Origin of the sequence: Lactococcus termiticola (assembly GCF_003116835.1) — a bacterium.
Taxonomy (GTDB): Bacteria; Bacillota; Bacilli; order Lactobacillales; family Streptococcaceae; genus Lactococcus; species Lactococcus termiticola.
In genome coordinates, this window is the sequence record NZ_BFFO01000003.1 from 59,645 (window position 1) to 72,106 (window position 12,462).

Here is a 12,462-nt window from a genome sequence, read left to right on the forward strand (position 1 = left end):
CACATAGAATTTTTATTATAACGAGTAGAATTTTTTATTATTTAGATTTAGGATAGAGTGTATAGTCCAAAATCTGCATCTGACTGGTGAAGGCCTCTGCGTGTTTACTGATGGTTGTTAAGTCCAGATTTTTGAGAATGGCTTCCATGTCAAAGAAATTGACGTCGCCGTAGAGCTCGCTGGCAAACTGATTTGCGATGTATTCCAGTGAGTTCAGGGCTTGGAAATAGTCTCCGATCATCTCCTTTTTTATCAGGCTAAGGTGCTCTTCATTGAAGTCATCTTTTATTTTATAACTTTTTAGTTGAACTTGCAAAAGTTCTTCGACTTTTTTAGGCTCTTCAGTATCGACCGTCATGCTGGCAAAATGAAAGCGGGCATCCATGTCAAAAGCAAAGGCAAAAGAGTCGTCAATCAGGCCAGAATTGTAGTGTTCTTCATAGAAACTACTGGTCTTGCCAAAGAGCAGGCTAAGTAAAAGCTGAATCGAAAGCTTGTACTCCATCCGCTCTTTAGGGTCGGCCGGCAGGGCGTCTTCACCCCGGAAGCCCATGGCAAGCTTAGGCATGGCAAGCTCAAATTCACGGGACTGGCCAGGACGGGCAGGCTCGGCCAACAGAGGCTCAACCGCAATCTTCTTGGCTTCTGGGAAGCTCTTCTTGGCCTGATTTTCCCGGACCAGCCCAGACATTGCATCAATGTCAAAGGGGCCGGTCAGAAAGAGGTTCATATTGCTGGGCTGGTAGAAGGTCTCGTAGTTTTCATAGAGCTCATCGACCGCGATTTTCTGGATGGTCTCAGGACTACCGGCAATATCCGCGGCAAGGGCGGAAGCAGGATACATTTGCTCGAGTAAGCCACTAAAGAGGGCCCAGTCGCTGTCGTCCTGATACATCTGGATTTCCTGCTGGATGATGTCCTGTTCTTTGGCCACATTTTCAGCTGTAAAATAGGGCTCTTGGACAAAATCAAGGAGGAGCTCAACACAGGCTTCTGCATTTTCACGGGTGGAAAAGAGATAAGAGGTCCTTGAAAAGCTGGTAAAGGCGTTGGTCTGGGCTCCCAGGGCTCCAAACTTATACATGGCGTCGCCGTCTTCTTTTTCAAAGAGCTTGTGTTCAAGAAAGTGGGCAATGCCTTCAGGATAGGCCCGGCCGTTAAAATTGGTATCGAGCGAGCCAAAATTCGTCGTAAACAGCCCGTAGGTCCGGTTATAATCTGGCTTTAGCAGATAGTAAACCGTCAGGCCGTTGTCCAAGACCTCCTTATAGAGGACCTCGCCGAGATTGTCATAATTAAGCTTCTCCATAAGCTGCTCCTCTCATAAAGTATTGGGCCTGGAGTTCCAGGCGACTTGCGAGCTTCATGACATCTGCCTTGGTCACAGCATCAAGTCGTCGCAAAAATTCATCATCGTCAATGTGTCGCTCAGGCACCAGGGCTTCGACATAGGCCATCTCCAGCAGGTTGCCAGCTGAGTCTAGGCCAATGTAAAAGCTGTTTCTCAGCATGGTCTTGGTCTGCTCGACCTCATCGTCTGTGAAGTCGCCGTCTGCCATCGCTTGGACCTGGGCCTTGGTCAAACTGAGGGCCTGCTCATAATTTGAGGCATCGATACCGATGGCGATTTTCAAGAGACCACTAAAACTGTCAAAAGTCGATCCGGCAGAATACGCCAGCTGGGCCTTTTCACGAACATTCATAAAGAGCTTAGAGTGGGCAAAGCCACCTAAGAGGCCATTCATGACCTGGAGGGTCAGATAGTCCTCGTCGCCATAACTACAAGGCAGGAGATAGGCCAGCTGGAGGATGGATTGGGCGACCTCCTTGTCTTCAACCTCAGAGACCAGGGCTTTAGGATCTTGATGATAGAGGACTTCTGTCAACTCTTTACGCCCTTCAAAGGAAAAGGCCTGAAATTGTTGGACAACTTCATCTTCATTGACATCGCCCAGGACGATGATGTCAATATTGTCCTTGGCCAACATCTCTTGATAGTAGGCATAGACCGACTCAGGCGTTTCTGGCTCAAGGAGTTCACTATTGGCGACTCCAGGCAGGCCCTGCTCCTTGTCACTAAAGAAGAGGCTGGAGAGCTTGCGACTGGCATAGTAGCCCCTATCTTCATTCATGGCTTTTAGGTAATGGCTGAGATTACGTTTTTCCCGCTCGAAAACGGCAGGATTAAAACGTCCGGCTTTTTCTTCATCCACATCCGGCTCAAAAATCACGCTTTTGACAAAGGCGATGGCTTCTGCCAGGCTGTCCTCGTCGATAAAGGCCTGGTTGACAAAGGCCATATTGATGGTTAAAAGATGCTGGGTCCCTTTTTTGGCCACAGAGGTCGAAAAATTGGCCCCATACATCTCAGAAAGCCGGCGAGCAAAGCTCTGTGCCGTCGGATAGGCCTGGTTGCTGGTCTCCCAAAGATTAGAAATCAAGACCCTTTTAGCGAGTGTCTCCTCAGTTAAAAGGCCTCTGAATCGAATCATGAGGCGGACCGTCTTAAACTTTTTAGTGGGAATAATATGAAGCTTGACGCCTTCAGTTAATTTCATGTTTCTACCTGTCAATCCTTTATTTTATCTATTATATCAGAAAGGAATAGCTTTTTGGCCGGACTTCCCTAAAAAATGTTAAAATAAGAGCATGCAAAATTTTAGTCTTTATCAGGAATATTTAACACTGGGCCAGTTTCTCAAAGAGGCTGCCCTGATCAGCACAGGAGGCCAGGCCAAGCTCTTTTTAGCTGAGCATGAGGGCGGTGTTTTTGTCAATGGCGAGCTTGAGAATCGCCGTGGCAAAAAGCTCGTCCCAGGCGACCAGTTAGAAATCCCAGCCCTTGACCTCGCTGTCAGCTTCGTTGCTGCAAGCCCAGAAGACGTCGCAAGCCGTGAAGAAGAAAAGCTCGAAGAAGAGCGGGTACGGGCCCTGGTCAAAAAAATGAACGCCCAAAACAAGCCTGCTAAAGCTGAAAAATCAAAGAAGCCAAGCAAGCCCCGTAGCCCATTTAACAAAAAATGAAAATCGACAAGATTCGCCTTCATCATTTTAGAAATTATAAGGACCTCAGCCTGGACTTCCATCCCAATCTGAATATTTTTCTGGGCCAAAATGCACAAGGCAAGACTAATCTCCTGGAAAGCATCTATTTTCTGGCCTTGACCCGGAGCCACCGGACCAGTCATGACAAGGAATTGATCAGCTGGGAGGAAAAAGAGCTGTCGGTCTCAGGTCTGGTCTCTAAGCAGAACACGACGGTTCCTTTGGAAGTTCGCCTCAATCGCAAGGGACGCGAGGCCTATGTTAACCGGCTTAAAGAGGCCAGATTAGCAGATTATATCGGGCAGCTCAACCTCATCATGTTTGCCCCAGAGGATCTGGAGCTGATAAAAGGCTCTCCAGCCGTCCGCCGACGCTTTCTCGATATGGAAATCGGTCAGATTCGGCCAGTCTACCTCTATGACAGCCTCCGCTACAACCGGGCCCTCAAGGAGCGCAATGCCTATCTGAAATTTGATGAAGACAAGATTGACTTAAATTTTCTCTCTGTTTTAGACAATCAACTGATTGCCCATGGCGAAAAAATCATGGCCGAGCGGGAAAACTTTATCAAGAACTTGGAATACTATGCTCAAAGCATCCACCAAAAGCTGACCCACGGCAAGGAAAACCTGACCATCAGCTACCAACGCAAGGTCCAAGAGGACTTCCTTAAAGAGGTCGAAGGCCGGCATCGACTCGACATCATGCGGCATCAGACCTCGATTGGCCCCCATCGCGACGACCTCCTCTTCTTTGTCAACGGCATCAACGTCGCTGACTTCGGTAGCCAGGGCCAACAGCGGACCGTCGCCCTCTCTATTAAACTAGCCGAGATTGATTTGATTCATGCGGAGACCGGAGACTACCCTATTCTGCTGCTCGACGACGTCATGAGCGAGTTGGACAATAGCCGACAGCTGGACCTGCTCGAGACCAGTCTCGACAAGACCCAGACCTTTATCACAACGACAACGCTTGAGCACTTACAGCATTTGCCAGAGCAATTAAGCGTGTTTCATGTTGATGATGGAAATGTTGAAGTTGAAAATCAGGTCTAAGAAAAGTCGATTCCCTAAAAAAAGCAGTCTCTTAGAAAGACTGCTTTCTTGATTCACGCTGTTTCCGTGCATTCTTATTGCGCTCGGCACGGCGTTTTTTCTTGTTTTCTTCTTCTATTTGCCATTTAATCGCCCGCTTGTAGCCCGGCTTAACCTTTTTCTTACCCTTTGCAATGGCACCCCGGGTCAGGTTTGAAATCTCGGCAGGCGCCTTGGTCCTCTTTTCACGACGGTCCCGGTCATAAGAATCGATGATTTCGCCATTGCGAATAGCTTTTGGCTCAAATTTCACGCCCATTTTTTCAATCTCACGAATGCTGGCATCATCAGACGGCGCATAAATCGTAATCGCTGTCCCCTTAAGACCATTTCGGCCAGAACGGCCCACCCGGTGGACAAAGAAGGTCAGGTCTTGAGGAATCTCATCATTGATAATGTGACTGACGCCCTCAATATCAATCCCACGAGCCGCAATATCCGTCGCAATCACATATTGATAATCCAGATTCTTGATGGCATTCATGGTCCGCTTGCGTTCGCGAGGTGGGATGTCACCGTGAATCTTGGCAGCCTTGACGCCATTATTGGTCAAAAAGGCATGAATCTCATCAACCCGCCCCTTGGTATTGGCAAAAATCATGGCCATATATGGGTTGATGATTTGGGTCAGTTGGAGGATCAGCTGGTTGTTAGAAGCCCCTTTATTTGAGAGCAACCAGTTTTCAATCGTGTCAGAGATGACCGTCTTGTTGGCAATCTTTTCCATGACCGGATTTGACAGGTATTTCTTGAGGAAGGGCTGGAGCTTTTGGGGAATGGTCGCTGAGAAGACCAGCATCTGGACCTTGTCTCCAAAGCTAGCCGCAATCTTGTCAACCTCTGCCAAAAAGCCCATGTCCAGGGTCATATCAGCCTCGTCGACCACGAAAGTCTTCGCCGTATAAGCCTTGAGGCTGCCCTCGCTCATCAAATCCCAGAGCCGGCCTGGTGTTCCAATGACGATATGGGGCTGGCCAGCCTCGAGTTTTCTGATTTGACGGACCTTGTCGGTCCCGCCTACAAAGTTAGACACTTTAATCCGTTCATCAAATTTCACAAAGACCTTGGCAGCCTCATAAATCTGAGTCGCCAACTCACGAGAAGGAGCTGCAATCACAGCTTGGACTTCATCCAGCTCAGGATTTAGCTTTTGGAAAATCGGCAAAAGAAAGGTATGGGTCTTTCCAGAACCTGTCTTTGATTCGCCGACCAGGTCACGACCTTTGAGGATGATAGGAATCAGCTTTTCCTGGACCTCGGTAGGCTGGATGAACTTAATCGAGCCGAGGGCCTGATTGATATTATCGTTAAAATTAAAGTCTGTAAATTTCATGTTTCTCCTAGCCAGCTTAAAGTGGCCTTTTTCTAGTCCTACTCATTATAACAAATGCTGGCCTTTTTAGCTAATGGCCCAGGCTCCCATCCATATATAATGGCAAAAGAAAAACCAGCCTCAGCTGATTTTACTAAGAGAACTTATTTCGCAGCAGCGTAAAGTTCGTTGACCTTGTCCCAGTTGACCAGGTTGAAGAAGGCTTCAATGTAGTCAGGACGGACATTGTGGTACTTCAGGTAGTAGGCATGTTCCCAGACATCAAGGCCAAGAACTGGTGTTTGACCATCAGTGATTGGGTTGTCTTGGTTTGCAGTTGAAACGACTTTCAGTTCACCTTTTTCAACAACGAGCCAGGCCCAGCCTGAACCAAAGCGACCAGTTGCCGCAGCCTTAAATTGAGCCTTGAATTCTTCAAATGATCCAAAGGCCTTAGCGATGGCATCGCCGATTTCACCGTCTGCATGGTTTTGTGAGCCATCAGTATTAGGACGGAGCCAGTTCCAGAATTGGCTGTGGTTCAAGTGTCCACCACCATTGTTGCGGACTGCCATCTGGATGTCAGCTGGGACATCTTTCAAGCCAGCGACCAATTCTTCGATTGATTTTTCACCGAGTTCAGGATGCTTTTCAATCGCAGCATTCAAGTTTGTCACATAAGTGTTGTGATGCTTGTCATGGTGGAGCTTCATGGTTGCTTCATCAAAGAAGGGCTCCAAGGCATCGTAAGCGTAAGGCAGGTCTGGAAGTGTGTAAGACATGGGATAAATCTCCTTTTCTCTATTCTAATTCGATTATATGCCATTGGGCCTAAAGTTTCAAATAATAAGCTTAAAAACTTTTAATCAAAGCCTTTAATCTGGTCGATAAAGGCCTTAGCAGATGGGCTGTAGAGGAACTTCTGGCTTTGGAGTTCTTCCCAGTTTTTGGCCCCTTGAAGGAGATAAAACTTTGTCAAGTCCGCCTTCCAGGCTTGGATCGTCTTGGCCAGAGCCTCTTGGCCCTCAGTCATCAAGACTTTCAGGAAATAGCCAGCAGAGCTGACAAGATTGGCCCCTGATCCCAGGCTCTTAAAAATCTGCTCAGCCGACTGGATGCCACCCGTTGCGACAAGAGCCTTATCAGCTTTGACCTGCTTGGCCGAAAGCAAACTCTCGACCGTCGTCAGGCCAAAGTCCTGGAGGCTGAAGTCGCCCCCCCGGTCATGCTCGATTCGGGCAAAATTGGTCCCGGATTTCCCGCCAAGATTGATGCCGTCAATCGCTGTCTCTGAAAGTCTTTCGAGCATCTCTGGACTCATGCCAAAGCCGACTTCTTTGACGATGACGGGGACTTCTAGGCCTTCGGCAATCTTCTGGATATTGTCCAACCAGTAAAAAGCCCTGTCGCCTTCACCCTGCTTCATTGAAAGCTCTTGGGCTGTGTTGACATGAATTTCTAAAGCATTGGCCTCGAGCATGTCGACTGCCTTCTTGGCAGATTCTAAGTCATGGCCGGCACCGATATTAGCGAGGATAAAGCCATCTTTATGGATTTGTCTGACCCGGCGAAAGCCAGCTTCCAATTCTGGAAATTTGAGGGCAATCGACTGGGAGCCGACGGCCATCGACAGATTTTCTTGGCTGGCGACCTCGGCCAGCTCTTCATTGAGCCGGTCGCCCCGCTCAGAACCGCCGGTCATGGCCTCGATATAAAAAGGAAATTCAAAGCGATTTCCAAATACGGAAACAGACAGGTCAATGTCAGTCTCAGCCAGCTCAGAAAAACGAGGCAGCAGGCGAAGGTCGTCAAAAGAGAGGCCTGAAAAAGACTCTGGGCCCGTCTTCCACTGCTTCAAGGCCAATGAGAGATGCTCATCCTTGCGGTGTTGATGTATTGCTTTATCTGTGCTCATTGTCCTTCACTGTCCTTCGTTTGTCTTGCTAGCAATCTTTATTTTTTCAAGGATGATGCCTTGCTCGGCCAGCTTTTCAGCCAGCTTGGTCAGGTCTCTTCCATTTTTGGAGAAAAGAATAAGGTTCTCTCCAAAGCCAGAGCCTGAGACCTTGGCGACCAGGTCGGTTTCTTTATTGAGCGTTTCAAGTGCCAGGCTGAGCTTATCTGTCAGGTAGGCTTCGGGTAGGCTGTCAATCAGGAGCGCTTGATTTTCTATCAAGGCCAGCTTGAAGGCTTCAAAGTCAGCTGTCTGAATCGCCCTAGCAAGCTCTTCTACCAACTGGTCTGAACGCTCGAAAAAGCCTTCAGGCAGAGCAATCTTCAGCTTGTCGCCCGTCTTAACAGACTTGCCTGTCTTGACGATATAGGTCTCCCAGGCTGGCAGAAGCAGGCTGTCAATTTTCCAGTTTTGAAAATCAGCATCAGGCGACTGGTAGGCCATCAGGCCACCGGTCAAGATACTGGCCACATCCCCCATAGAGCCAGAGCCCTGAACCTCTCGGTGAGCCCGACCAGCGATCTCAAAGCAAGCCTTCTGGTCAAGGCCGAGCCCCAAAAAGCTATTGACAGCCTGGACTACAGCCACAACAACTGCGGCTGACGAGCCGTAACCCGTCTTATCCTCTCCGTAGCCCAGCGGGCTGTCAATCTCAATTCCCAATTCTGGAAATCCCTGTCTGCCTGAAGCCTTCAAGGTCTTCTGCAGGGCGGTCAGGGCAAAAGCCCATCCGCCGGCTTCGATTTCAAAGGCATTGATTAAAAAGTCATGGTCGGCTAAGGGCACATTGGTCCTAAGCCGTGAATGGCCTTGTCTCTCAGAAATCCTGACCTTCAAGCCGGTCTCGACTGCCACACAGATGGCCTTGCCATTGCTCCTCGTCACAGCATATTCTCCTGCGACAAAGAGCTTGCCGGGAATCGTCAGCTCAATCATAGCTCAAGCCTCCGCCAGCATGGGCAATTTCAAATGCCATATTTGGAAATTCATTCTTGAAACGGGCCAGAAGCTCAGTCTCGCTTGCCTTATCTGTAATGATTTTTACATTAGGCCCAGCATCCATGGTTGCAAAGGCCAAGAGGCCAGACCTATAGCAAGCCTCTGTAAAGGCCAGCACCTGCCGGGTTTCATCGATAAAATAGTCAAAAGGCTCCGGGCAAAGGCGGTTTTGCTCATGCATGCCGAGGGCATTATCCTGGGCAATCAGGCCGATTTGTTCAATGTCATGGGCCTGGACGGCCGACTTCATTTCCTTAAGCTGGCGGGCAGATTTTTCGACCCAGGCCCCATAAGATGGTGCCTTTTGGGCCAGCTGCATGCCACGGGTCGACGACATCTTCTTTTCCTTCTGGGAAATCTCGGCGACAATCATCGACAGGCCGATGTCCTCATCATAAAAGGGCTCGGCATAAGAGCTGGCATCGTCATGGCCCTTGTTCCAGATGGCGAAATTTCCAAAAATGGAACGAGAAGCAGAACCTGAGCCAATCCGAGCAATCCGAGACATCTCTCTATCGTTTTCAGGCAAGTCTAGCAATCTAACGAGGGCTCCGGTCAAGGCCGCAAAGCTTGAGGCACTTGAAGCAAGGCCTGCCGCCGTCGGCACATGGTTCTGCGAGTCAATCAAGAGGCCAGGAAAATCCTGGCCGGTCTTCTGCCGGACAAGGTCTAGAAATCCCTTGACCCGGGTCGCATCCGTCCCTTCGCCGTTCAAAATCAAGCGGTCTTGCCCTGACGCGTCAAAAGAGAGCTCGGTCGTCGTATAAAACTTGTCGAGTGTCATCGACAGGCTCGAGGTTGTCGGGATATTAAGGCTGACATCAGCCTTCCCCCAATACTTGATCAGGGCGATATTGGTGTGGGCCGTTGCCCGAACTTTTGCTTGCTTTATCATATTTCTAAAAAATTAAAATTGGTCGTAAATCCGGGTCTGGGCTTCTGGGTAGCTGGCTTCAAGCTCAGTCTTGAACTGGCTGCTGTATTTTGAAAAGATGATTTCGCTGTCAGCTCCTTTGCTTTCGCCAAGAGCGATTTTCAGCTCTTTGAGCGTGACCTGCTCAGCTTCTGGCAGGGCCTGTTTGATTTCATCAAAATAGGCGGTTGCCCTTGGCGATGCCCCAAAGTCGTGGCCCTGAATCAGGCCACCTTTTGTTTCGGTTAAAAAGAATGATTTCATGAGAAGCTCCTTTTCTTAGTGAATATCTGCTTCTATTATATCATGAAAGCAGGAAAAAAAGGCCGGAGCTCCGACCTTAGAAAGAATAGATCCAGGTGTTTTTAGCACCGGATTTCAGTAGTTTTTGGCTGATGTGAATCGCATCTTCTTCGTTTTTCGCCAGGGCAACCATGACGCCACCTAGGCCAGAGCCAGTCAGCTTGGCACCCAGGGCCCGGTTGGCCATGGCTGTCTGGACCAGTGCATCCAGGCGAGGGTGGGAAACGCCGAGGTTGACAAGCTTTTCATGGGCTTCGCTCATGACCTCGCCAAGGCAGGCCATGCTATTATTCATGAGGCAGTCCTTGGTTTCCTTGGCCAGCTGACCCAGCTTTTCGATGGAGGCTTCTGCTTCTAGCTTAACTTCACTGAGTTTTTCAGAAACCACGCTGATGGCCTGGCTAGTGTAGCCGTGGATGCCAGAGTCTCCGATGACTAAGAAGCCGGTAAATTCGTGGTCAAAGCCTTCGACAGCCTCTCCCTTGATGAACCAAAGGGGGCGTTCAGAGTTGACCGTCGCAACATCAATCCCTGATGAACGACCGTGCGTAATATTCTCAGAAAAATTAGCATAGGCCAGAAGGCTTTTCTCAGAAAGCTCTTCTTCAAAGAAGTCGTAGAAGGCCCGTGTAATGGCAGTAGCGAGAGCCGCAGAAGCGCCAAGGCCACGACCGAGCGGGATATTTGAGTCGATTTCCAGAGAAAACTGGAGCTCGCTTGATTTGAAGTGCTTCAATAGGCGAAGAATCAACTGTCTCACACCCTCAAACTCATCACCCATCAAATCTAAGCGTCGTCTGAATTCATTATTTTCAATATATTGCCCCCGGCGGATTTGGGAAATCGTGACGGTGGTCTTTAGGATTTTCACAGGCAGAGCAATCGCAGGCTGTCCGTAGACGACCGAGTGCTCTCCAATCAGGATGAGCTTGGCATGGGCCGAGCCAGAGCCTATTTTATTTTGTGTCATAGTTGTATGGCTGCAAGGCAGCTATCCTCCAAATGTGTTTTTTAATTTACTGCTTAAAAAACTTACTTAGCTATTTTACAAAATGAAGACCTTAAAATCAAGTCTCCTAAATTTTCGACCTTTCTCTGATATAATAGAGGCATGGAAAAAGCATGGGAAGACCTGATTTTAGGCATTCAAAAAATGGAAATCGTAAATCTAAGCTCAGCCGTCAAGGCGACCGGCCTCGACCGCCAAGCCATCGCCGATTTTGTCGCTTCTGAGCCCGGGATGCGGATTTTTGATGATCTAAAAGGTGAGTGGATTAATGAGAGTGTGGATGGGCATTGTTAAAACTGTCCGAGGGACAGTTTTAATCGATGGATAAAATTTGCGGGAGCAAATTTCCTTTTTCCAGAAGATGGAGGAGCGTCCCTTTGCTAGAAGTTCGTTCCGTTCCAGAAATCCCGCTCAGCCACTGTGAGGCCACAAGCGGAGCCCTAGGGCTTTCATTGCTAAATCATGAGCCCTTTCAGATCTCCTGATTTGCCTATTTTCACGGTGACTGGGCGGGATTTCTTGCACTGCACTTCTGCCAATTATTTTGCTTAATAAACTATCCTTTGAGCCGTTTGCACGATTCTTACCATGAAGCAAAATCTAGCTTTTGAATATATTTTTACCAGTGCAACGGAAGAAAAAACGCCAATTTGCTATGAAAAAGGCAATTCTGGAGACCAAAGGGCTCCAGAATTAGCAATGGAAGCCGGAGGCTTCGCTTGCGGCCCATAGCAAATTGGCGTTTTTTCTGTAGTGGAACGACTCCCCCAGCGCTATACATAAAGGTCGAAATCTCACAGCTCTTAGCCCTAAGCTCGTAGACTTCTCTGGAATAAAAAGTCGACATTCCTTTCAAAAGATGCTTAATAACAGCATTCTTCGAGATTAGAAAAAGTGTCCACTGGACACTTTTTTATTTGAACTGATCCGCAGCCGGTACATGGTCCGCCTTGAAGTACTTCTCAGAGAGTTTCTTCAGCGTCCCGTCTTCTTCCATTTTCTTGATTTGGGCATTCAGGTCTTTTTGGAGCTGACTGTCATTTTGGGCGAGGATAAAGTACTCGTAGGTCTTGAAGTATGAGTAGTCTCCAAGGTCGCTTGGGATATTGTCAACGACGCCGTTGATAGCGTGTTCCTTGATCAGGTTTTCAGCGGCACTCTTGGCAGCAAAGAGGAAGCCGATTTTACCACTGGCAACGTCTTGGAGGCGTTCTACCAGCGTGTTTTGTGAGTAGTTGATGGTGATCTTGTTCTTTGGATTTTCAGTATTCCACTTGCTCAGGATGTCGCCGTAGTTGGTTCCTGTAGGGATGGTGGTGTTGCTACCACCCAATTCTGAAATTTTCTTGAAATTATTTTTTGAACTTGAGAAAATTGCATTGACCCCTTCGAGGGTAGGATAGCTAAAGAGGTACTTTTCTTCCCGGGCCTGGGTCTTACCGAAGTTGTTGGCGGCAATGTCTGCACGGCCGGCATCAATCTGGGTCAAGAGGGAATCGTCCTGATAATTCTTGTAGACAAACTTGTACTGGGGCAGGTTAGCCGCAGCCTTTTGCAGGATATCATACTCAAAGCCAGTCATCTTGCCGTTTGCATCGGTGTATTCATAGGGATTTGAACTAGCTGAAATCGCTACGTTGACAGTCTTGACAGACTTGCCGTCTGATGATTTGTTGTCGCTCTTAGAATTGCCGCAGGCGGCAAGCAGGGCAACAGAGGCCATGGCCAGAGCTGAGATGCCAATAATTTTACTGATTTTCATCATTTCGCCATTCAATATATAAAAGTGTTTAGTCTTTTTTATGTCACTCATAGCTTAGCACAGAATAA

The 12,462-nt window shown here is 48.3% G+C and carries 14 protein-coding genes; 4 read left to right on the forward strand and 10 right to left on the reverse strand.

Annotated elements, in window-relative coordinates:
- Positions 1–37: 37 nt before the first annotated feature.
- Both yfmH and yfmF read right to left on the reverse strand, forming a co-directional pair.
- The gene (yfmH, locus tag NtB2_RS02810; protein WP_109245433.1) at positions 38–1,309 is read right to left on the reverse strand and encodes an EF-P 5-aminopentanol modification-associated protein YfmH; all 1,272 of its coding nucleotides are present in this window, start codon (positions 1,307–1,309) and stop codon (positions 38–40) included.
- Entirely contained in the window at positions 1,296–2,558 is a 1,263-nt protein-coding gene (yfmF, locus tag NtB2_RS02815; protein WP_109245434.1) for an EF-P 5-aminopentanol modification-associated protein YfmF, read from the reverse strand. Before yfmF ends, yfmH begins: the two co-directional genes overlap by 14 nt.
- Positions 2,559–2,649: 91 nt before the next feature.
- Between yfmF and yaaA the strand changes: the two genes are divergently transcribed.
- Together yaaA and recF are read left to right on the forward strand one after the other, a co-directional pair.
- Entirely contained in the window at positions 2,650–3,024 is a 375-nt protein-coding gene (gene yaaA, locus NtB2_RS02820) for a S4 domain-containing protein YaaA (RefSeq protein ID WP_109245435.1), read from the forward strand.
- Positions 3,021–4,103, forward strand: a complete 1,083-nt coding sequence (gene recF, locus NtB2_RS02825) for a DNA replication/repair protein RecF (RefSeq protein ID WP_109245436.1) — start codon at positions 3,021–3,023, stop codon at positions 4,101–4,103. The genes yaaA and recF overlap by 4 nt, the downstream gene beginning before the upstream one ends.
- 31 nt (positions 4,104–4,134) lie before the next feature.
- Here the strand turns inward: recF and NtB2_RS02830 are convergent, their stop codons facing one another.
- The 7 genes from NtB2_RS02830 to mvk form a co-directional block, all read right to left on the reverse strand.
- Positions 4,135–5,475, reverse strand: a complete 1,341-nt coding sequence (locus tag NtB2_RS02830) for a DEAD/DEAH box helicase (RefSeq protein ID WP_109245437.1) — start codon at positions 5,473–5,475, stop codon at positions 4,135–4,137.
- Positions 5,476–5,618: 143 nt separating this feature from the next.
- Positions 5,619–6,236, reverse strand: coding sequence for a superoxide dismutase (locus tag NtB2_RS02835; RefSeq protein ID WP_109245438.1), 618 nt, complete (start codon positions 6,234–6,236; stop codon positions 5,619–5,621).
- A gap of 80 nt (positions 6,237–6,316) precedes the next feature.
- A complete protein-coding gene (gene fni, locus NtB2_RS02840; RefSeq protein ID WP_109245439.1) occupies positions 6,317–7,369 on the reverse strand; it encodes a type 2 isopentenyl-diphosphate Delta-isomerase in 1,053 nt (350 codons plus the stop codon).
- A gap of 6 nt (positions 7,370–7,375) precedes the next feature.
- Positions 7,376–8,344, reverse strand: coding sequence for a mevalonate kinase family protein (locus NtB2_RS02845; RefSeq protein ID WP_109245440.1), 969 nt, complete (start codon positions 8,342–8,344; stop codon positions 7,376–7,378).
- Positions 8,337–9,302 (reverse strand): diphosphomevalonate decarboxylase, encoded by a 966-nt coding sequence (gene mvaD / locus NtB2_RS02850; protein ID WP_109245441.1) that lies wholly within the window; start codon positions 9,300–9,302, stop codon positions 8,337–8,339. The genes NtB2_RS02845 and mvaD overlap by 8 nt, the downstream gene beginning before the upstream one ends.
- A 12-nt stretch (positions 9,303–9,314) precedes the next feature.
- Entirely contained in the window at positions 9,315–9,584 is a 270-nt protein-coding gene (locus NtB2_RS02855; RefSeq protein WP_109245442.1) for a hypothetical protein, read from the reverse strand.
- A gap of 76 nt (positions 9,585–9,660) precedes the next feature.
- On the reverse strand, positions 9,661–10,593 hold the full coding sequence (gene mvk / locus NtB2_RS02860; protein ID WP_109245443.1) for a mevalonate kinase: 933 nt from the start codon (positions 10,591–10,593) through the stop codon (positions 9,661–9,663).
- A 141-nt stretch (positions 10,594–10,734) separates the two neighbouring features.
- Between mvk and NtB2_RS02865 the strand changes: the two genes are divergently transcribed.
- Together NtB2_RS02865 and NtB2_RS08595 are read left to right on the forward strand one after the other, a co-directional pair.
- Positions 10,735–10,926, forward strand: a complete 192-nt coding sequence (locus NtB2_RS02865; protein ID WP_109245444.1) for a hypothetical protein — start codon at positions 10,735–10,737, stop codon at positions 10,924–10,926.
- A gap of 294 nt (positions 10,927–11,220) precedes the next feature.
- Complete coding sequence (locus NtB2_RS08595) at positions 11,221–11,364, forward strand: hypothetical protein (RefSeq protein WP_165814943.1); 144 nt, start codon at positions 11,221–11,223, stop codon at positions 11,362–11,364.
- Positions 11,365–11,545: 181 nt separating this feature from the next.
- Here the strand turns inward: NtB2_RS08595 and NtB2_RS02870 are convergent, their stop codons facing one another.
- Complete coding sequence (locus NtB2_RS02870) at positions 11,546–12,394, reverse strand: transporter substrate-binding domain-containing protein (protein WP_109245583.1); 849 nt, start codon at positions 12,392–12,394, stop codon at positions 11,546–11,548.
- Positions 12,395–12,462 lie beyond the last annotated feature (68 nt).